This window comes from Dyella sp. AtDHG13 (assembly GCF_003201105.1).
Taxonomy (GTDB): Bacteria; Pseudomonadota; Gammaproteobacteria; order Xanthomonadales; family Rhodanobacteraceae; genus Dyella; species Dyella jiangningensis_B.
Genome location: NZ_QICJ01000001.1, coordinates 249,613 through 270,595, shown reverse-complemented (window position 1 = coordinate 270,595; position 20,983 = coordinate 249,613). Strand labels below are relative to the sequence as shown.

Genomic DNA, 20,983 nt, shown 5'->3' with positions numbered 1-20,983 from the left:
CCGGCCCTTCGTGTCAGGTCAGGAGTTTTGCTTGCGGAGCTTGCTATGGGAGTACCCATAGAAGGCATAGATGAGCATGCCGAAGGTCGTCCAGCCCAGCATCAGCGGCCAGTTCGCGCGGAACGACTGCCAGAACAGGTACAGGCAGATCACGGCGCCGGCGAGGCTCACGAACCAGATGCCCGGCTTGCCACCCGGCACGCGGAACGAACGGGGCAGGTCCGGGCGGGTGTAGCGCAGGACCAGCACGCCGATGCTCACCGTGGTGAACGCCAGCAGGGTACCCATGGACACCAGTTCGCCGAGGATGCTCACCGGGAACAGGCCTGCGATCACGAGCGCGGCGACACCCGCGATGATCGTGGCCACGTGCGGCGTGCGGTGCTTGGGATGCACGCGCGACATGCCGCTCGGAATCAGGCCGTCCTTCGCCATGCTGAAGAAGATGCGCGAGGTGCCCAGCAGCATCACCAGGATCACCGACGAGAGGCCGGCCAGTGCGCCGAACGACACGATGGCCTTCAACCAGGTCAGCTGCGGATACAGGTTCAGCGCCGTGGCCACCGGCTCCGGCGTGCCCAGCTTGTAGTACGGGGCAATGCCGGTGAGGGTGAGCGCCATCGCGATGTACAGGATGGTGCAGATGGCCAGCGAGCCGAGAATGCCAATCGGCATGTCGCGCTGCGGATTCTTCGCCTCGCCCGCGGCGGTCGACACGGCGTCGAAGCCCACGTAGGAGAAGAACACCAGCACGGCGGCGCGGAAGATGCCGCTGGTGCCGAAGCGGCCCGGGCCTTCTTCCGGCGGGATGAAGGGATGCCAGTTGGCCGGATCGATGAAGCGGAACGCGAAGATCAGGAACAGCGCGATCACCAGCACCTTGATCGTCACGATCAGCGAGTTCACGAAGGTCGACTGCGTGATGCCCACGTAGCACAGCCAAGTGAGCGCGCTGACGATGAGCACGGCAGGCAGGTTGATCAGTGCGCCGGTGGTGACGATCTGGTGCGTGTCGGTGAACTTGAGCGGCGCGGTCGAGAGATAGTCGGGCAGCGCCAGCGACAAGCCGGTCCAGTGCCCGAGGATGGAAAGGCACTCGTTGAAGTAGCCGGACCAGCCCGCCGCCACGGTGGCCACGGCGAACAGGTATTCGAGCACCAGGTTCCAGCCGATGAACCACGCGACGATCTCGCCGAGGGTTGCGTAGGAATACGCATAGGCACTGCCGGAGACGGGAATCATCGCCGCGAATTCCGCGTAGCACAGGCCCGCGAACGCGCAGGCGATGCCGGCGACAATGAAGCTGATGATCAGGGCCGGGCCGGCGTGTTCGGCGGCGGCCTGGCCGGTGATGACGAAAATACCCGCGCCGATCACGGCGCCGATGCCGAGCATCACCAGATGGCGGGCGGTAAGTACGCGCTTGAGGCTGGCCTCGCCTTGCAGGCTGTCGTGCGGCAGTTCACCGGCATCGACGTGTGGCGACGCCTGGATCGGATGCGTCGCGAACAGGTTTTTCAGCATGTTTCTCCCCTACCGCCGGCTGTATCGTTTTTTAAAAGCGTGAAACCGTGACTTTCGCCACGGCTGAGGCGTCGCTTCCCCTGCGACGACGGATCACCATAGCCCAGCGAGCCGCGTAGGCACAAGTTGCAGTGCGGGCGGCCTCGAAAGCGCCGGATTGCCCGTATCTGGCGGCGGTGTCGGGCATCAGAACACCATGTTGAGCGCGGCCTGTGGCGCCCAGTAGGACGACGCGTTGTGGCCCGCGAAGCTGAGCTGCGCCCCGACGATCAACCCGACCGAGGCGTTGAAGTTGTACTCCACGGCGGGCGACACGCTGTAGGTCCAGTTGGGGCCGTTGCGCTGGTCGAGGTTGCTGCATGTGGCGGGCGTCGGGCAGACGGTGCCTTGCAGGTGCGTACCGTTGCGGTGGTCCCAGGCCAGGTCGGCGGCGAGGGTCCAGTGCCGGTCGATGCCGTATTCCACGGCCGCGCTCACGCCCATCGACGTTCCCATGGCCGCGTTGCCCTGGAAGCCGGGCGGCGTGCCGTGGGAGCTTACGCCGTCGATACGAACGGTCGACGGCGATGGTCCCCATGCGATCAACGCACGCACACGTAGCGGGTGGTCGTTGGGAAGCCAGAACTTCTGCTGCGCGAACAGCGCGATGCGGTTGCTGGACGCGCCGCTGCCGGTGCCGTTGAGCGGATTGTCGCCCAGCTTGTCGTACTTGCCGGTAGGGAACACGTGCGTGGCGCTGAGCGACACCGCCGGCCCCGTGCCGTCCGCGCGTGGCGCGACGATCATGTATTGCAGCATGAGCGAGGTATCGGTGAGCCGCGTGCCGTCGCTATGGTCCTTGCCCGAAACGTTGTACGCGGTGCCGGCGGTGAGCTGCGTGTTGAGACGCTCGGTGATGCCCACCGTGGCAGGCACTACCAGCAGCCATTGATGGGAGCCGGGGCGCGCGTCGTGACGACCGCCGGTGCCGTCGTAAACGGCGTGCGACTCGGTGTAGATCAGATAGGGTTCGACGAGCACCGTCCCGCCCGGCAGCGCCGATGCATTGGGCGTGACCAGCGGACCGGTGAAGTTGTACTCCGGCTCGGCCGCGGCCGCCGTCGCGGCGAAACAGAAGAAAAGAGCGACGACTGACTTGCGCAAGAGCAGTTCCCCGAGTGGCATGGCCGTGCCGCCTACCGGCCTTGGCCAGGCCGGTTGACGGGGATGCTAGGAGCGCCGGGAACATCACGAACATCAGCTCAATCTGAAATAATGCAGGGGCCTGCGAGCGCTGCCGGCCGGTCATCCTTTCCACTCGAGACGTCATCCATGTCGCTGTTGTTCGACCATTTCAACGCCTATGCACAACGGTGGCCGGACGAGGCCGACACACGGCATTTCATCGAATTTCTCGGCGTGGGCGAGCGGGCTTTCGTTCGCGAACATCTGGAAGGGCACTTCACCGGTTCCGCATGGCTGGTGAGCGCGGACGGCGAGCGCATCCTGCTCACGCATCACCGCAAGCTCGGCCGCTGGCTGCAGCTCGGCGGCCACGCCGATGGCGACGTGGATCTTTCGCGTGTGGCACTGCGCGAGGCGGAAGAAGAGTCGGGCCTGAGCGGCCTGAGCGTGGAAGCCGAGCCGTTCGACCTCGATCGCCACCGCATCCCCGCGCGCGGGCACGAACCGGAGCACTGGCATTACGATGTGCGCTACGTCGTGCGGGCGGGCGCGAGCGAAGACTTCGAGGTCAGCGAGGAATCGCACGCGCTCGCGTGGCGTTCCATCCGGGACATCGCCGAGGATCCGGCCAGCGACGAATCGCTGCGTCGCATGGCCGGCAAATGGTTGCAGCGACGCTGAGCGCGCTGGCGGCTCAGGCGTATTTGGCCGGCGCGGGATTGAGGTGTCCGCATTCCACGCAGGTGCGGGCATCGATGGAGCGATAGAAGCGTTCGAACACGGGTGGGAAATCGCGCTCGATGCTGTCGAGGGTGAAGTACTCCTCGTACAGCTTGTGGTTGCAGCGCTCGCAATACCACATCAGGCCGTCTTTCTCGCCGGCGAGACGGCGACGCTCGATCACCAGGCCTATCGAATCGGGCATGCGCTGCGGTGAGTGAGGCACGCAGGGCGGCAGGTAGAACATCTGGCCGGCGCGGATGGGAATGTCGCGCAGCTTGCCCTCGTCCTGCACCTTCAGCACCATCTCTCCTTCGAGCTGGTAGAAGAACTCCGGGCCCTCGTCGTAGTGGAAATCGGTGCGCGAATTCGGGCCGCCCACGATCATCACGATGAAGTCGCCGTCCACGATGCATTTGTTGCCGACCGGCGGTTTCAGCAGGTGACGGTGTTCGTCGATCCAGCGTTGCAGGTCGATGGGTGGCGTCAGGGCCATGGGGAATTCCCTTGGAGGGACGGGCAAGCGTCGAGTGTAAGCATCGCCGCTCAGTCGATCCAGCGCCCCTCATGGAGCACTGTTTCAAGGCGAGCGCGTTCATCAGGCCGATTCAGCCCTTCGCGATCCAGCCAGCCCTGGTCGTAATAGGAGCCGCGGTAGCGATCTCCTCCGTCGCAGATCAGCGTGACGACCGGGCCGTGTTCGCCGCGGGCCTTCATTTCGGCCATCAGTTGCAGTGCGCCAACGAGGTTGGTGCCGGTGGAGCCTCCGCATCGCCGGCCAAGCAGCGCTTCCAGCTGGCCGAGAGCGGCGATGCTGGCAGCATCGGGCACGCGCAGCATGCGGTCGATGACGCCCGGCATGAACGAGGGTTCCACGCGTGGGCGGCCAATGCCTTCGATGCGCGAGCCGCGCGACAGCTGCAGGCTCGGGTCGCGCTGGTGGTAGTAATCATAGAACACCGAGTGTTCCGGATCGACCACGGCCAGCTGCGTGCGATCGAGCGCGCCGCCGCGATAGCGGATGTAGCGGCCGATGGTGGCGGAGGTGCCGCCCGTACCGGCCGGTACGACGATCCAGCGCGGCGCGGGATCGGGCTCGCGCTGCATCTGCCGGAAGATCGACTCGGCGATGTTGTTGTTGCCGCGCCAGTCGGTGGCGCGCTCGGCATAGGTGAACTGATCCATGTAGTGACCGCCGATGTCGTCGGACAGCCTTTGCGCCGCGCCATAGACGTCGGTGTCGTCGATCAGGTGGCAATGCCCGCCGAAGAATTCGATCTGCGCGATCTTGTCGCGCGACGTGCTGCGCGGCATCACCGCGAAGAAGGGGAGTTCCAGCAGCCGGGCGAAATATGCCTCGGAAATCGCCGTGCTGCCGCTGGAGGCTTCCACCACGGCGCGTCCCTGTTCGAGCCAGCCATTGCACAGGGCATACAGGAACAGCGAACGCGCCAGCCGGTGCTTGAGGCTTCCGGTGGGATGTACCGATTCATCCTTGAGGTAGAGCGGGATGCCGGGAAAGGCCGGCAGATCCAATCGGATAAGGTGCGTGTCCGCCGAGCGATGAGCCTCGGCGTCCAGCGTCTGGATGGCGCGGCTGGTCCATTGGGCGTGCATCGCCGGAGATTAGCACCCGCTCAGGTGAACGCCCTGTCCCCGATCATGGACAAGGCGTCGCCGCCAATCAGGGCGACCAGCCCAGGCTGTGCGCCAGCGAGCGCCCGGTGAGGCGGTAACCGTCGGGGCTCAGGTGAATCAGGTCGTGACCCATCAGGCTGGGTTGCGCATGCGCCCAGCCGTAGCTTCCGCCAGGGCCGCCCATGAGATCCTGCCAGCTCCAGGCCACGCAGCCGTAGCGGCTGCCGACATCCCGCTGCACCTGCTCGATGCGTTGATGCACGCGGCTATAAGTGAGCAGGGGCAGTGAGCCGCCCTTGCCCTGGCGCAGCACGCCGCGATCGGGCGGACCCACCAGCACGCAGGACGCCTTGGGAAACACCTGCCGCAGGTTGCCCAGTGCGCGTTCCAGCATCGTGGCGTACTTCTCCGCGTCGAAATCTGGGTCGGCGCCTTCGTTGGTGCCGAACTCCAGCAGCACGCCGTCATAGCTCACGCCGTGCAGCGATTGGGCGAGGCTCTCCGGGTTGGCATTGGCCCAGCCCTTGACGGTGGCGGAGGGCAGGCCGAACACGTCGAAGCTCACGTCCGGCATCTGCGGGCGATCCAGGATGAAACCCTGCAGCACCAGCTTGCCGCGCGACACGCGCAGCTTGATGGTGGACATCGTGCCGGTGGTGCCGAGCGCCAGCGCCTGGCTGGTATTGGTGGCCGGCAAGTTCACGGTGCGCTGCACGCCATCGTCGATCACGTAGTCGATGGACGCACCGGCCGGCGCGCTATAGATCACCTGGAGCTGCCGCACGTCCGCTTGCCGCGCGGCATTGCGCACGTCGAGCCAGACGTAGCTGTCCGGCCCGGCATCGACGACGCGGTTGGCCAGCCCCGGCCCGATATCGAGCGGGGTGGGCGAGGTATAGGCGATATCCGTCGTCCAGCTCGAACCGATGCAATACGCGCGCAGCCCGGGAAGAATCACGTTGGCGCGCCCCATGGTCGGCGGCAGCAGGCGTGGCTCGACGTTCAGCCCCTTGTCGCGCAGCGCCTGGATCAAGGTGGACGCGAACGGACCGCCGGCGATATGGCTGTCACCCCAGATGGCGATGCGCCGCGCCTGCTCGCTGCTTCCCGGCGCGAATCCGGCGAGGGCCTGTGCATCGAGCAGCGGCTGCGGTCGGATGACGGTTCTGGCCAGCGGGCCCAGTTCCGCATCGCTGGGCATCTGCGTGCCGCTCATGTTGACGCGTGCGGCGGGGCGGTTGGGCGACGGTTTCGGCGGAGCCGGCGGCGCGTTGGGGCAGACCAGGTCGCTGACGCCGCCGAACGATGCGGGAGCGTCCTGCGCCTGCGCGGGAACACTGAGGGTGGATAGTGCGAAAAAGCCAGCGCACCAGGCACTGATCATCAAAAAGCGCGAAACAGGTGCCATGCGCCATGCTCTCCGGTCATTCATGAATCCGTGCCCGCCAGGGTTTCCGGCAGGCCATTTTGCTTCAGGTACGCGAGGTGTTTCTTGCGCAGCTTCATGGTGTAGATGCCATCGGGATTTTCGCCGAGGATCAGTTGCAGGTCGCGCACGACGTCGCCGCGCTCGCCGAGGTGGAACGTCTGCGCCAGCACGCTTTCGCGCGTGTACGTATTGGGCGTGGCGGAGTGCGGGCGGCCCAGTGCGGCCACGCAGCGCCAGCGCACGAAGCCGATGGGCTTGACGAGCGTGCCCGCCGCGTTGGTCCAGCCCTGCGTGGACATGCGGTTGGCCACTTCGATCTGCTGCTCCGGCGTGGCTTCGGCGGGCGTGGCCGCGAACTCGCCGCCGCCCCAGGTTTTCCAGTCGTCCACCGAAATGCCCAGTCCGCCGGAATGGCGGCCGGCATTCTTCCAGTTGGCGTCGGTTTCGCACAGCGCCATCTTGCGCCAGTAGTTGTCGCTGGCGATGGGCTGCGGCGCGAGTTCCAGCGTGGGGGATAGATCGCCCGCGGCGTGATCCGAGGCGGCCTCGGCAGTATCGGCCGCGGCGGTTTCCGCCTTGTCGCGCGCCAGGTGGCCGGTGCGCATGATTTCCGTGATGAAAGCGCGCTGGCCGATGGTGGTGAGGTGCACGCCATCGGACACGAAGTAATCGGGCTGGTTTTCCGAGACATCGTTCCAGCGCACGGTGACCACGTTCGGGAAATCGGGCGCGACGCGGTCGATCAGCGCGTTGTTGGCTTCCATCCAGCGGCGCGGCACATGCGTGTTCACCAGCACCACGCGCTTGCAATCGGACAGCATGGCGAGGATCTGTCGCAGCTGATCTTCGGTGACGTAGCCGTTGGTGCCCAGGTGCACCAGCGCCACGTCGCGCAAACCGCCGGCGCTCTTCAGTGTCTTGATCTGCCGGATGACGTCGGCGGCCTGCCAGCCCATGGTGGCGTGCACGTCCGCGCCGGGCAGCGTGGCCTTCAGCAGGCGGCCGGAACCGAGCAGCACGGAGTCGCCGACGGCGGTGAGTTCTTCGCCGGTAAAGGTTTCCACGGCGGGCTGATCCGGCGCTGCCTCGGCCACCGGCGCGACGACTGGCTCGACGGGCAATTCCACCGACGCCGCGGGAATCGGCGCCAGCGTTTCCTGCACCTGGATCGGCGCCACGGGTGTGTTGAGATCGAGCGCCTCGCGCACGTCCTGCGCAGGCTTGGCCTGGGCCGGGGCATGCCAGAGCACGACGCCGATGGCGCTGAACGCCATGACCAGCGTGGCGACCACGGCCATGCGTCCGAGCCATGCGTGACGGCGCCGCGCTGAAAAAATGCGCCCGAGTGCGCCTTGTCGCACGGGCATTTCCAGATAGCGATAGGAAAGCGCCGCCACGGCGAGCGTCAGCGCCAGGCGCGGGACGAGCGCGGTGCCGCTGTCCATGGTGCGCAGGTCGATGCCCGGTCGTGTCAGCATGAACACCGGCCAGTGCCAGAGATAGATGCCGTAGGAGCGCTCGCCGATCCAGCGCATCACCGGGTTGTCCAGACAGCGGCCGAACGCCATGCCGGGATGCGTGGCGATCATGATCAGCGCGAGCGCCGTGGCCGCCGCGGCGAGAAAGCCCCACGGATACAGCCTGCGCGTGTCTTCGCCCATCATGGCGAACAGCGCGACCATGCACGCCAGCGCGATCAGGCCGAGCAGCCAGCCGGTGGCCTGCGCGAACACGCCGGGGCGACCCAGCTCCGGCGAAGGTTGCCAGAGCAGGCCCAGCGCGGAGCCCAGCAGCAGCGCGAAGCCGTGGGTATCCGTGCCGAAGTACAGGCGAGACGGATCGCCCTGTCCGGGGTAGCCGATCTTGTGCGCCAGCATGGCCATCCATGCGGCGGACGCGGCGGCGAGGGCCAGGGCGATGAACGCCATGGCGCGGCGGCTCATGCGCGGCAGCAGGATGAAGGCCAGCGGCGCCCACAGGATGTAGAACTGCTCTTCGATGGCCAGCGACCACAGATGCTGCAGCAGCGGCGGGCGGCCCGTGGCCTCGAAGTAGGAGGTCTGGCTGCGCAGCAGTTCCCAGTTGGTGACGTAGGCCAGCGAGGCGACCACATCGTTGCGCAGGTGAGGCAGCGCGTCGCGCGCCACCCATGCCGCCACCGCCACGACCACGCCCATCATCAGCCACGATGCGGGCAGCAGGCGCTTGGCGCGACGCCAGTAGAAGTCACGCAGGTCCAGGCGACCCGTGCGATCCACTTCGCGGGCCATCAGGCTGGTGATGAGGAAGCCGGAGATGACGAAGAACAGGTCGACGCCGAGGTAGCCGCCGCGCGCCCAGTAGAAATCGGCGTGGAACAGCACGACCGCCGTGACGGCGATGGCCCGCAGGCCATCGAGTCCGGAAAGGCGTGTGCTGACGAGGGGAACGACCTGCGTGGTGACTGCAGCCACGTCCGGGTGGCTTTCCACTTCCTGTGGATACTCTGCGACTAGCATGGTGCCGCTCTTGGTTGGGGTCCTTGTCCATAAGCATGGCCGCCGTTTGTGCGGGACCGACGGCCAAAACGGGCAAATCCGGGGCGGCTTGCTGCGCCCCTGCGGTCAAACCTCCAGCGTCGCCAGATCGCCCTTTTCCTCGAGCCAGGCCTTGCGGTCGCTGGCGCGCTTCTTCGCAAGCAGCATGTCCATCAGCTTGGTCGTGCCGTCGTCGCTTTCGACGGTGAGCTGCACCAGGCGGCGCGTGTCCGGGTGAATGGTCGACTCGCGCAGCTGGGCCGGGTTCATCTCGCCCAGGCCCTTGAAGCGGGTGGTGCTGACCTGCCCCTTCATCTTTTCGCGCTGCACGCGTTCGAGCATCGCGTTCTTCTCGTTTTCGTCCAGGCAGTAGAACACCTGCTTGCCCACGTCCACGCGGAACAGCGGCGGCATGGCGACGAACACGTGGCCCTCGCGCACCAGCGCCGGGAAGTGCCGCAGGAACAGGGCGCTCAGCAGGGTGGCGATGTGCAGGCCGTCGGAGTCGGCGTCGGCCAGGATGATGACCTTGCCGTAGCGCAGGCCCGAGAGGTCTTCCTTGCCGGGGTCGCAGCCGATGGCGACGGCAAGGTTGTGCACTTCCTCGGAAGCGAGCACCGAGCCGGACTCCACTTCCCAGGTATTGAGGATCTTGCCGCGCAGCGGGAGGATCGCCTGGAACTCCTTGTCGCGCGCCTGCTTGGCGCTGCCGCCCGCCGAGTCGCCTTCCACCAGGAACAGCTCGGTGCGGGTGAGGTCGGTGGCGGTGCAGTCGGCGAGCTTGCCGGGCAGGGCGGGACCCTGGGTGATCTTCTTGCGCACCACCTGCTTGGCGGCCTTCAGGCGCGCGCTGGCGCGCTCGATGGCGAGCTGCGCGATGCGTTCGCCCAGGTCCACGTGCTGGTTGAGCCACAGGCTGAAGGCGTCATGGATGACGCCTTCGACCATCGCCGCGGCGTTGCGCGAGGACAGGCGTTCCTTGGTCTGGCCGGCGAACTGCGGATCCTGCAGCTTGGCCGACAGCACAAAGGCGAGGCGCTCCCACACGTCTTCCGGCGCCAGCTTCACGCCGCGCGGCAGCAGGTTGCGGATGTCGCAGAATTCGCGGATGGCATTGGTGAGGCCCGAGCGCAGGCCGTTCACGTGCGTGCCGCCCTGCGCGGTGGGAATCAGGTTGACGTAGCTTTCCTGCACCAGCTCGCCTTCGGGCAGCCAGGCCAGGGCCACGTCCAGGCCATCGGCCTCGCGCTGCACGTGGTGCACGAACAGCTCCGCCGGGATGGCTTCGGCGCTGGACAGCTCGTCGCGCAGGTAATCGCGCAGGCCATCCTCGTAGTACCACTCGTTGACGTCGCCGGTGGCTTCGTCGACCAGCTTCACGTTGAGGCCGGCGCACAGCACGGCCTTGGCGCGCAGCAGATGGCGCAGCTTGCCCAGCGAGATCTTCGGCGAGTCGAAGTACTTCGGGTCGGCCCAGAAGCGCACGGTGGTGCCGGTCTTCTTCTTCGGCACCGAGCCGATCACTTCGAGTTCGCTGGCGCGGTCGCCGTTCTCGAAGGCCATGCGGTATTCGTTGCCGTCGCGCCGGATGGTGACTTCCACCCGGTTGGACAGCGCATTCACCACCGACACGCCCACACCGTGCAGGCCGCCGGAGAAGTTGTAGTTCTTGCCCGAGAACTTGCCGCCCGCATGCAGGCGCGTGAGGATCAGCTCGACACCCGGCACGCCTTCTTCCGGATGGATGTCCACCGGCATGCCGCGGCCGTCGTCGGTCACTTCCACCGAGCCGTCGGTGTGCACGATCACTTCGATCGACTTGGCGTGGCCGGCGAGGGCCTCGTCCACCGAGTTGTCGATCACTTCCTGCGCCAGGTGGTTCGGGCGGGAGGTGTCCGTATACATGCCGGGGCGGCGCTTGACCGGGTCAAGGCCGGAGAGGACTTCAATGTCGGCGGCGTTGTAGCGACTGCTCATGGTGGGGATCGAAGCTCGGTAATCGGGGGAGGATGGCGGGGAGCGGGGAAGGGGTCAAGATGCGGCGTGGGAGCGGTTGTTTTTGCTCGTCATCCCTGCGCAGGCCGGGATCCAGTGGCACCAGTGCCGGGTTGTCGCGAAAGACTTCAAGTGTGGCTCTTGGCGAGAACCACGCGGTACCGCTACTGGATCCCGGCCTGCGCCGGGATGACGAGCAAGCGCACGCGGCGCATTCCGTCCTCGCGGCTTGCCTGACCTCCTTGTATAAAGGCGTGCAGCTATAGAGGCGCGCAGTGCCGCTCCAGCCACGCCAGGTCGGCATCCTCCAGCAGGGGCGACAGCGCGGCGCGGACGGTGGCGTGGTAGTCGTCCAGCCATGCGCGCTCCTCCGGATTGAGCAGGCCCGGTTCCAGCGCGCGCCGGTCGAACGGGCACAGGGTCAGGGTCTCGAAGGCGTAGAACTCGCCGAACTCGGTCTTGTCGGCCTCGACCACCACGGCCAGGTTCTCGTGGCGGATGCCGTGGCGGCCCGGCTTGTACAGGCCCGGCTCGATCGAGGTGATCATGCCCGGGTCCAGCGGCACCAGGGTGGCGCCGGAGGCGGGCGGGCGGATGCCGTGCGGGCCTTCGTGCACATTGAGGAAGTAGCCGACGCCGTGGCCGGTGCCGTGGCCATAGTCCATGCCGCTGGCCCAGAGCGGGGCGCGGGCGAGCGCGTCGAGTTGCGGGCCGCTGGCGCCCTTGGGGAAGCGGGCGCGGCTGAGCGCGATCATGCCCTTGAGCACCAGGGTGGCATCGCGCCGTTGCTCCGCCGTGGTTTCGCCCAGCGCGAGCACGCGGGTGATGTCGGTGGTGCCGCCCAGGTATTGGCCGCCGGAGTCGATCAGCAGCAGGCCCTGTGGCTTGAGCGTGCTGTGCGCCTCGGGCGTGGCCCGGTAATGCGGCAGGGCGCCGTTGGCCATGTAGCCGGCGATGATCGAGAAGCTCTCGCCGACGAAGTTCGGTTGCGCGGAGCGTTCCTCGCGCAGCAGGGCGTCCACGTCCAGTTCGGTCTGCGTCATGCCGGCGGTGACGCGTTCCTCCAGGCGGCGGAACGCGCGCGCCAGCGCGGCGCCGTCCCGGCGCATCACGTCGCGGATGTGTTCCAGCTCCGCTTCCGTCTTGCGCGCCTTCAGCAGCGTGGACGGGTTGGCCGCCTCGATCAGCGCGGCAGCGGAGGGAATGGCCGAGGCCACCGCCACCACCACGCGGTAGCCGTCGAGCAGCAGGCGATCCTGCGGGCCGAGTTCGGACAGCGCGTCGGTGATCGTGGCGTAGTCGGCGATGCGGATCTGGTCCGCGCCCAGCGCGACCACCAGTGCATCGGTGAGCTTGCCGCGATCGACGAAGAGCGTGGCATGTCCTTCCGTCTGCACCATCAAGTGTGCGAGGAACACGGGATTGCACGCCACGTCGCTGCCGCGCAGGTTGGTCAGCCACGCGATGTCGTCGAGGCTGGAGATCAGATGATGTGTCGCGCCCAGTTTGCGCATGGCCGTGCGCAGGCGGCCGAACTTGTCGCCGCGCGGCTGGACGGCGTAGCGGATGGCGTGCTCGACGATGGGGGCGGCGGGCAGGGCGGGGCGATCCGTCCAGATCAGTCCGGGCAGGTCCAGGTCGGTGCGCAGGCGGGCGCCGATGCGTTCCAGGCGCTGGCCGAGCTGCCGCGCGGCGGCCAGCGGAAAACTGTCGCCGGCCACGGCGAGCGTCTGACCCTCGGACAGGTGATCCAGCAGCCAGTCGATGTGCTCCGGCGCGTGGGCCACGCGCTGCTTCATCAGTTCGATGCCGCTGCCGGCCAGTTCCGTCGCGGCCTGGGCGAAGTAGCGGCCGTCGGTCCACAGCCCGGCGTGATCGGCCGTGACCACGAGCGTGCCGGCCGAGCCGGTGAAACCCGACAGCCATTCGCGTGCCTGCCAATGGGCGGGCAGGTATTCGGACAGGTGCGGGTCGGCGCTGGGAACGAGGCAGGCGGCAACGCCGTGCTGCTGCATGGCCTGTCGCAGGGCGGCCAGTTTCGAAGACGTGGTGTGGTCCATCGACGCATGGTAGCAGGGGCGTCGGCCTGCCGATTTTCTGGAGTTTTCCACCAAGGTCGACGTGCGAATGCGGGTGCGCGCACTTGCATTTTCAAGTCAAGTCGTCGCAGCGGTCTGCGCAAGAAATTTCATCTGCGGCATTGTGTCTCAAAGAAGTTCCAACACGAACCTAACATGGCTACCATGCCGCGTCCCCACGCTGCACCCCAGGTAGTCAGTGAACATGCAAGCCCTCTTTTCGCGCCTGCGCTACGCAGGCGTCGGCGCCGCCGTGTTGCTCAGCGGCTGCAATATGGAAGTCCTCTCGCCCAAGGGCGACGTGGGCGCCCATGAAAAGTCCCTCATCCTGATCGCGCTGGGCCTGATGGCCGTGGTGGCGATCCCGGTGATCGCGATGACGCTGTGGTTCGCCTGGCGCTACCGCTCCTCGAACAAGAAGGCCACCTACGCGCCGAACTGGTCGCACTCGACCAAGATCGAGGTGGTGGTGTGGACCATCCCTGCCATCATCATCGTCATCCTGGCCGTGATCACCTGGACGAGCTCGCATGCGCTCGACCCGTACAAGCCGCTGGAGTCCGAAGCCAAGCCGGTGACGGTGCAGGTCGTGTCGATGGACTGGAAGTGGCTGTTCGTCTATCCCGAATACGGCGTGGCCTCGGTGAACGAGCTGGCCTTCCCGACCGATCGCCCGGTGAACTTCCAGATCACCTCCGATTCGGTGATGAACGCCTTCTTCATCCCGCAGCTGGGCAGCCAGATCTACGCCATGGCGGGCATGGAAACCAAGCTGCACCTGATCGCGCGCGAACCGGGCACGTATGCGGGCCTGTCGTCCAACTTCAGCGGTGAAGGCTTCTCGGACATGCACTTCAAGGCCATCGCCACCTCCGAGGACGGCTTCAACGAGTGGATCGCCAAGGCCAAGGCCTCGCAGGCCAGCCTGGACGACGCGGGCTACAAGGCGCTGGCGCAGCCCAGCGAGAAGGTGCCGGTTGCCTACTACGGCAACGTGGCGCCCAACCTGTTCGTCGGCGTGATCAACAAGCACATGGGCGAGATGTCGCACGACGCCGCCATGCACGGTGAGATGCCGAAGGAAGGCATGCATCACGACGCGCCGCAGGAAAGCATGCAGATGGACATGCACCACCACGAGGGCGGGGACGCGGTGTCCTCGAACATCACCCCGGCCAAGGCAGAGAAGTAAGCCATGTTTGGAAAGCTCACCCTTGATGCGATTCCCTATCACGAGCCCATCGTGATGGTGACGCTGGCCGCCGTCCTGCTGGGCGGCGCGGCGACGCTCGCAGCGCTCACGAAATTCCGTCTGTGGGGTTACCTGTGGAAGGAGTGGTTCACCTCGGTGGACCACAAGAAGATCGGCATCATGTACATCATCGTGGCGCTGGTCATGCTGCTGCGCGGCTTCGCCGACGCCATCATGATGCGCCTGCAGCAGGCGATGGCCGCGGGCGAATCGGCCGGCTACCTGCCGCCGCACCACTTCGATCAGGTGTTCACCGCCCACGGCGTGATCATGATCTTCTTCGTGGCGATGCCCTTCATTACCGGCCTGATGAACCTGGTGGTGCCGCTGCAGATCGGCGCGCGCGACGTGGCCTATCCGTTCCTGAACTCGCTCAGCTTCTGGCTGTTCGTGTCGGGCGTGGTGCTGGTGATGATGTCGCTGTTCGTCGGCGACTTCGCCGCCACCGGCTGGCTGGCGTATCCGCCGCTGTCGGGGCTGCAATACAGCCCCACGGTCGGCGTCGACTACTACATATGGTCGCTGCAGTTGTCCGGCCTCGGCACGACGCTGAGCGGCATCAACTTCATCGTGACCATCATGAAGATGCGCGCGCCCGGCATGACGCTGATGAAGATGCCGGTGTTCACCTGGACCTCGCTGGTCACCAACATCCTGATCGTGGCCGCGTTCCCGATCCTGACGGTGACGCTGGCGCTGCTCACGGCCGACCGCTACCTCGACATGCACTTCTTCACGAACGAGCTTGGCGGCAACGCCATGATGTACGTGAACCTGATCTGGATCTGGGGCCACCCGGAGGTCTACATCCTGATCCTGCCGTGCTTTGGCGCGTATTCGGAAATCGTCGCCACGTTCTCCAAGAAGCCGCTGTTCGGCTACAAGTCGATGGTGTACGCCACCTCGTGCATCGGCGTGCTGAGCTTCGTGGTGTGGCTGCACCACTTCTTCACCATGGGCTCGGGCGCCAGCGTCAATGCCTTCTTCGGCATCACGACGATGATCATCTCGGTGCCCACCGGCGCGAAGCTGTTCAACTGGCTGTTCACCATGTACCGCGGCCGGGTGGAGTTCAACGTGCCGATGCTGTGGACGGTGGGCTTCATGGTCACCTTCGTCATCGGCGGCGTCACCGGCGTGCTGATGGCGGTGCCGGGCGCGGACTTCGTGCTGCACAACAGCGTGTTCCTGATCGCGCACTTCCACAACGTGATCATCGGCGGCGTGGTGTTCGGCGTGTTCGCGGCGATCAACTACTGGTTCCCGAAGGCCTTCGGCTTCCGCCTCAACGAGTTCTGGGGCAAGGCATCGTTCTGGTGCTGGCTGGTCGGCTTCTACATGGCCTTCATGCCGCTGTACGTGCTGGGCCTGAAGGGCATGACGCGCCGCATGAACCACTACGCCAACCCCGAGTGGCAGCCGTACCTGATCGTCGCCGCGCTGGGCGCCGCGGTGATCGCCGTGGGCATCTTCTGCACCCTCGTGCAGTTCTATGTCTCCATCCGCGACCGCAAGAAGCTCACCGATCCGAGCGGCGACCCGTGGGGTGGCCGCACCCTGGAGTGGGCGATCAGCTCGCCTGCGCCGTTCTACAACTTCGCCATCGTTCCCCAGATCAACCAGCTGGACCAGTTCTGGGAAGACAAACAAAACGGAGTCGCTTACGTGCAACCTGCCAAGTACGAAGACATCCATATGCCCCGCAACACCGGCGTCGGTGTGGTCATGGGCGCGTTCGGTACGGTCCTGGGTTTCGCCCTGGTGTGGCACATCTGGTGGCTGGCGGCCGTGGGCCTGCTGGGCATGATCGGTGCGTTCATCGCCCGCGCCTACGACCGTGACGTGGATTACTGGGTGCCGGCGGCCGAGGTCGAGAAGATCGAGCGCTCGCGCCACGCCCAGCTCAAGCAGTTCCAGACCACGCAGGTAGCGCCGGTGGCCGCGCCGCAGCGTCAGAAGGTGGCGTAACCCATGAGCAGTCCTGCAGTAAGCGCCGCGCACGGCGCGCTCGACGGCGTCTCCCACGGCGGGGACGCCCATCACCACGACGATGGATCCAAGACCCTGCTGGGGTTCTGGATCTACCTGATGAGCGACTGCCTGATCTTCTCGGGCCTGTTCGCGACCTTCGCCGTGCTGGGCAACAGCACGGCCGGCGGCCCCACCGCCAAGGAACTGTTCGAGCTGCCGTACGTGCTCGGCGAGACCATGCTGCTGCTGATCTCGTCGGTCACCTTCGGCATGGCCATGCTCGGCATGCATGCCGGCAGGAAGGGCAGCGTGGTGGCGTGGCTGGCGGTGACGTTCGTGTTCGGTGCCGGCTTCATCGGCATGGAAGTGTACGAATTCGCCAAGCTCATCCATGAAGGCGCCGGCCCGAGCACCAGCGCGTTCCTGTCCAGCTACTTCACGCTGGTGGGCACGCACGGCCTGCACGTCACCTGCGGCCTGATCTGGCTGGTGGTGATGATGGACCAGATCCGCCGCTTCGGCCTGACGGATGCCACCCAGCGTCGCCTGTCGTGCCTGAGCCTGTTCTGGCACTTCCTGGACATCGTCTGGATCTGCGTCTTCACCTTTGTCTATCTGCGGGGGGCCATCTGATGTCCGGCAACCACCATTCCCACGACGCCCACCTCGGCGCCGAGCATGCCGACCACGGCAGCACCAAGTCCTACCTGACCGGTTTCATCCTATCGATGGTGCTGACCCTGGCTTCGTTCGGCGTGGTCATGAGCGGCAAGGTTCCGCACGACCTGATGATGCCCGGCATCATCGTGTTCGGCGTGGCCCAGCTGATCGTGCAGCTGGTGTACTTCCTGCACATGGGCACGTCGCCCTCGCAGCGTGGCAACCTTTCCATCATGCTGTTCACGATCCTGATCCTGGCCATCGTGGTGGTCGGTTCGCTGTGGGTGCTGCACAACATGAACGTGAACATGATGCATCCCACGTCCCAGATGGTGCCGGTGGAATAAGACCGGCATCAGGCTTGGATGACAAAGGCGCCTTCGGGCGCCTTTGTCGTTTCTGGAACGGACTTCTCTGATGTGCGCGTCGCAAACGTTGGGGATACTCCAACGCCTTGAATGACGCGCACCGGCAGCGGTCGGGCTACCGGGCGCTGCGCACGACCTTTGTTTCGTTTCCGCCTGTTTGCCGCCGGTCGCGTAGCCAATGCGCGAGAGGACGGGCGCGAGGGATGACGGGTCGCAAACCAGGCGCTGGATCTTGAGTGGGACTATGCGGATAGAGACATCGTCATTCTGGCCATGGACGCGGCGCTTGCTCCTGGCGCCCTTCATCACCGGCCTGTCCGGCTGCGCCTTGCCGCCGTCCGTCTCGGTGATGGGCGCGTTCTTTCCGGGCTGGCTTTTCTGCATGACGGGCGGGTTCCTGTTGACCTTGTTGACCCGCCTTGCGCTGGTACGCGCGGGACGCGAGCGGGCGCTCGGTCCACCGGTGCTGGTGTATTCGGCGCTGTACGCACTGTATTCGGTGCTGCTCTGGCTGATCTTTTTCTAGTGCCTGTTTGACGGAGACGTACCTATGGCGGCGACGCCGAACATCAAGCCAAGCAGGAAATGGCCCGGATTGCTCCTGGCGATGCTGGCGCTTGCACTTGTCGGCTACGTGACCTGGCGTATCGACACCTCGCCGCGCACCGACGACGCCTACGCATCGGCGGACGTGATCGACGTGGTTCCCGAGGTCAGCGGCCGTATCGTGGAAATGCCCATCAAGGACAACCAGCTCGTCGCGAAGGGCGATGTGCTCTTTCGCATCGATCCGCGGTCCTATGAGGACGAACTGGCCAAGGCCAAGGCGGCGCTGATCGCCTTGAACAAGCAGATCGACCTGACCACGCGCACCGTGACCGCGCAGCAGTACGGCGCCGATTCCGCGCATGCGGCGGTCGAACGCGCCCATGCCGCGGCGACGCAGGCGGCGGACACGCTGCGGCGCACCGAGCCGCTGCTCGAGCCGGGCTATGTTTCCGCGGAGGACGTGGATCGCGCCCGCTCGACGCAACGAGCGGCGCAGGCCGAACTGAATGCCGCGCGGCTCCAGGCGCAACAGGCGGCGGCCGCTGTCTCCGGCGTGGATGCGCTGGTGGCGCAGCGCGTCGTTATCGAGGCGGACATCGCGCTCGCCCAGTTGCACCTGGACATGACCACGGTGCGTGCGCCGTTCCAGGGGCGCGTGGTGTCGCTCAAGACCACGGTCGGGCAATTCGCGTCCGCGCTGAAGCCCGTGTTCACCCTGATCGATACCGAAAGCTGGTACGTGGTGGGCAACTTCAGGGAGACCGAGCTGCGGGACATCCGGGTTGGCTCGACGGCCACGGTCTATCTGATGGGCGACAGCGGCAAGCGCTTCCACGGCCGCGTCGATTCCATCGGTTATGGCGTGTTGCCGGATGATGGTGGATTGGTGGTCGAAGGCTTGCCGCGCGTGCAGCGTACGATCAACTGGGTGCGGGTGGCCCAACGCTTTCCAGTGAAGATCCGCGTCGACAAGCCGGATCAGGAGCTCTTTCGCGTGGGCGCCTCGGCCGTGGTCGAGCTGAGCCGGCAGGCCGCGGCGGACGATAGTCAGCCGCGTCACGGGCCATAAGCCGATGCGCAGCGGCATTCCCGTTACCGATCAGTTGGCGGCGTTCTGGCGCTTTGTTCGCGCGGAGCTGGCCAGCTATCCGGGACGGATGACATGGGCGCTGCGCCTGCTGTGCACCAGCCTGATCGTCGTGCTGATTTCCATGGCGCTTCAGATTCCCATGGTCACCCTGTCGGTTGCCGTCATAGTCTTCTACGGGCTGCAACCCAATGCCGTGGTGACGCGGCTGCTCGGTGTGGTCTTCCTGGTTGGCACACTGCTTGAGATCGGCACGGTCGTGCTGGTGCTCAAGTTCACCTACGACTACCCGTTCGTCCGCATCGTCGTTTCGTCCCTGATTTTCTTCGTGTGCATGTACCTGATGCGCGTGCACAAGGCGGGGCTGATCTTCTTCGCCATTGGGGTCGTGCTCGTTTATGGCCAGACCACAGCCGATACCCTGGATTTTCCGGAGCTGGCGCTTCGCGCGATGCTTTGGTCGGCGGCATCCTGCCTGTATCCCGTCGCGGTGCTGTGGCTGGTCAATCTGTTTCTCTTTCCGCTCGAGCAGCCCTCGCAGCAGTGGCGCGCCGAAATGCACCGTCAGCTGGCCGGCGTGATGGAACGCCTGCGCGATCTAGGGAGCGGAAAGGGCAGTGCCGCGCCGCTCTCCGCTGAGGCGATCGACAAAGGCGCATTGACCCTGCAGAAGCTGCACGGCCTGGTTGCGGTGGAAGACAAGAACTACCGCACGGCGAAAGCCTATTGGTCGAGCAGCATCGACGTCGTGGCCTACCTGTGTGCCGTCTCGAACAGCTTGCCGGCGAACGCGGTGGCCAGTTCGGACGAAGCGCGGGCGCTCCTCGGCAAACTGGACGAAGAGATACGGCTGCTCGACACGTCTTTCGCGGCGCTGCAGCCTTATCGATCCGGCTGGCGCCTGTCTTCGCGGGAGTGGGAGACGGCCCAGGCCATGGGGCTTGGCGGTTTTTGCCGGGCATTGCAGGCGCTCGCAAGTACCGACCCGCTGTCGCCCGAAGCGTCACCCCCGGCGAAGGGCAGCATGTTCGTGCCCGACGCCTTTACTAATCCGGCGTATGTGCGCTTTGCACTGAAAGCCTTGCTGGCAAGCCTGATCTGCTACGTGTTCTATCACGCGGTTCAGTGGGACGGCATCCACACCAGCATGATCACCTGCGCGCTGGTCGCCAACCCGAATCTTGGGGCGACGTCGGAGAAGATCGGCCTGCGCATTGGCGGCGCCCTGCTTGGCGGCTTTCTTGCGCTGGTGCTCAGCCTTGTCGTGCTTCCCCATATCGACGGCATCGTGGGATTGCTGCTGGCGATTGCACCCGTCATCCTGCTCGGCGGATGGATCGCAGCCGGCTCGGAACGAACCGCCTATATCGGCGTGCAGGTGGTGGCCACGTTCTGCCTGGCGCTTCTGGAGCACTTCGGCCCGGTCAGCGACCTCACGGAAATTCGCGATCGCACGGTAGGCATCCTGCTGGGCGCGGTGGTGTCCGGGCTCGTGTACACGTGGGTCTGGCCGGAAAGCGAGGCAGGGACACTGCGCCGGAAACTCGCGGACATGGCGGGCACGCTCGGGCGGCTCATTGCACGACCGTTGCAACAGGACGATCGCAGCTGGCTCGACTATCTCCGTCGGCGAATGGCTTGCGTCAATCTGCTGGAAGCCAGCCGCGATATGCGTCGACGCGTATCGCTGGAAGGGCATCTGGAGGAGGGCGAGCGGCGGACGCTGCTCCAGCACGCCGAACGGATGCTCACGCAAGGCCAGCGAATACTCGGCGCATCGGACGTGCTGTGCGCCGATGACTCCGGGACAGAAGCTGCCGATGAGTCGCTGCTGGCCTGGCAGGCGAAGGCGGGCGACTGGCTGTGCCGTTATGGCGACGGCTTGGCGGCGTCCGTTGAAGGCGATGCGAACGGATTCCCCGCGCGTGCCCTGGATGAGCCGGCAGGCGCATCACCGCACATGGCGCAGGCGCGGCAGTTGGCGGAAGACATCAACGGCCTGCCGGACTGGACCGATGCTCCGGCTTAGCGC

General features: G+C 65.8%; 16 protein-coding genes. 8 read left to right on the top strand and 8 right to left on the bottom strand.

Annotated elements, in window-relative coordinates; translation table 11 throughout:
- Positions 1–18: 18 nt before the first annotated feature.
- Both BDW41_RS01160 and BDW41_RS01155 read right to left on the bottom strand, forming a co-directional pair.
- The gene (locus BDW41_RS01160; protein ID WP_074547289.1) at positions 19–1,524 is read right to left on the bottom strand and encodes an amino acid permease; all 1,506 of its coding nucleotides are present in this window, start codon (positions 1,522–1,524) and stop codon (positions 19–21) included.
- A gap of 186 nt (positions 1,525–1,710) precedes the next feature.
- Positions 1,711–2,667: a hypothetical protein gene (locus BDW41_RS01155; protein WP_146217279.1), complete on the bottom strand. Its 957-nt coding sequence runs from the start codon at positions 2,665–2,667 to the stop codon at positions 1,711–1,713.
- A 168-nt stretch (positions 2,668–2,835) separates the two neighbouring features.
- On the opposite strand from BDW41_RS01155, the gene BDW41_RS01150 reads away from it, so the two are divergent.
- Positions 2,836–3,369 carry an NUDIX hydrolase gene (locus BDW41_RS01150; protein ID WP_074547291.1) on the top strand — a complete coding sequence of 178 codons (534 nt, stop codon included), beginning with the start codon at positions 2,836–2,838 and terminating at the stop codon, positions 3,367–3,369.
- Positions 3,370–3,382: 13 nt separating this feature from the next.
- Here BDW41_RS01150 and BDW41_RS01145 read toward each other — a convergent pair whose 3' ends face one another.
- The 6 genes from BDW41_RS01145 to BDW41_RS01120 all read right to left on the bottom strand — a co-directional run bounded on the left by BDW41_RS01145 (position 3,383) and on the right by BDW41_RS01120 (position 13,046).
- A complete protein-coding gene (locus tag BDW41_RS01145) occupies positions 3,383–3,904 on the bottom strand; it encodes a 3-hydroxyanthranilate 3,4-dioxygenase (protein ID WP_074547292.1) in 522 nt (173 codons plus the stop codon).
- 50 nt (positions 3,905–3,954) lie between these two features.
- A complete protein-coding gene (locus tag BDW41_RS01140; protein WP_074547293.1) occupies positions 3,955–5,025 on the bottom strand; it encodes a PLP-dependent cysteine synthase family protein in 1,071 nt (356 codons plus the stop codon).
- Between the two features lie 67 nt (positions 5,026–5,092).
- Positions 5,093–6,454 carry a GDSL-type esterase/lipase family protein gene (locus BDW41_RS01135; protein ID WP_146217278.1) on the bottom strand — a complete coding sequence of 454 codons (1,362 nt, stop codon included), beginning with the start codon at positions 6,452–6,454 and terminating at the stop codon, positions 5,093–5,095.
- A gap of 20 nt (positions 6,455–6,474) precedes the next feature.
- Positions 6,475–8,973: an acyltransferase family protein gene (locus tag BDW41_RS01130; RefSeq protein WP_083337543.1), complete on the bottom strand. Its 2,499-nt coding sequence runs from the start codon at positions 8,971–8,973 to the stop codon at positions 6,475–6,477.
- Positions 8,974–9,078: 105 nt separating this feature from the next.
- A complete protein-coding gene (gene parE, locus BDW41_RS01125; RefSeq protein ID WP_074547296.1) occupies positions 9,079–10,968 on the bottom strand; it encodes a DNA topoisomerase IV subunit B in 1,890 nt (629 codons plus the stop codon).
- A gap of 278 nt (positions 10,969–11,246) precedes the next feature.
- Entirely contained in the window at positions 11,247–13,046 is a 1,800-nt protein-coding gene (locus BDW41_RS01120) for an aminopeptidase P family protein (protein ID WP_074547297.1), read from the bottom strand.
- 223 nt (positions 13,047–13,269) lie between these two features.
- Here BDW41_RS01120 and cyoA point away from each other — a divergent pair, with 223 nt between their 5' ends.
- From cyoA to BDW41_RS01085, 7 genes are all read left to right on the top strand, one after another.
- On the top strand, positions 13,270–14,256 hold the full coding sequence (cyoA, locus tag BDW41_RS01115) for a ubiquinol oxidase subunit II (protein ID WP_083337544.1): 987 nt from the start codon (positions 13,270–13,272) through the stop codon (positions 14,254–14,256).
- Between the two features lie 3 nt (positions 14,257–14,259).
- The gene (gene cyoB, locus BDW41_RS01110) at positions 14,260–16,284 is read left to right on the top strand and encodes a cytochrome o ubiquinol oxidase subunit I (RefSeq protein ID WP_074547298.1); all 2,025 of its coding nucleotides are present in this window, start codon (positions 14,260–14,262) and stop codon (positions 16,282–16,284) included.
- 3 nt (positions 16,285–16,287) lie between these two features.
- Positions 16,288–16,920, top strand: a complete 633-nt coding sequence (gene cyoC, locus BDW41_RS01105; RefSeq protein ID WP_074547299.1) for a cytochrome o ubiquinol oxidase subunit III — start codon at positions 16,288–16,290, stop codon at positions 16,918–16,920.
- Entirely contained in the window at positions 16,920–17,294 is a 375-nt protein-coding gene (cyoD, locus tag BDW41_RS01100) for a cytochrome o ubiquinol oxidase subunit IV (RefSeq protein WP_074547300.1), read from the top strand. Before cyoC ends, cyoD begins: the two co-directional genes overlap by 1 nt.
- A 307-nt stretch (positions 17,295–17,601) precedes the next feature.
- The gene (locus BDW41_RS01095; protein ID WP_074547301.1) at positions 17,602–17,841 is read left to right on the top strand and encodes a YtcA family lipoprotein; all 240 of its coding nucleotides are present in this window, start codon (positions 17,602–17,604) and stop codon (positions 17,839–17,841) included.
- A 24-nt stretch (positions 17,842–17,865) separates the two neighbouring features.
- Positions 17,866–18,933 carry a multidrug transporter subunit MdtN gene (gene mdtN, locus BDW41_RS01090; protein ID WP_074547302.1) on the top strand — a complete coding sequence of 356 codons (1,068 nt, stop codon included), beginning with the start codon at positions 17,866–17,868 and terminating at the stop codon, positions 18,931–18,933.
- Between the two features lie 4 nt (positions 18,934–18,937).
- Positions 18,938–20,980, top strand: a complete 2,043-nt coding sequence (locus tag BDW41_RS01085) for an FUSC family protein (RefSeq protein ID WP_074547303.1) — start codon at positions 18,938–18,940, stop codon at positions 20,978–20,980.
- The last annotated feature ends 3 nt before the right edge of the window (positions 20,981–20,983 follow it).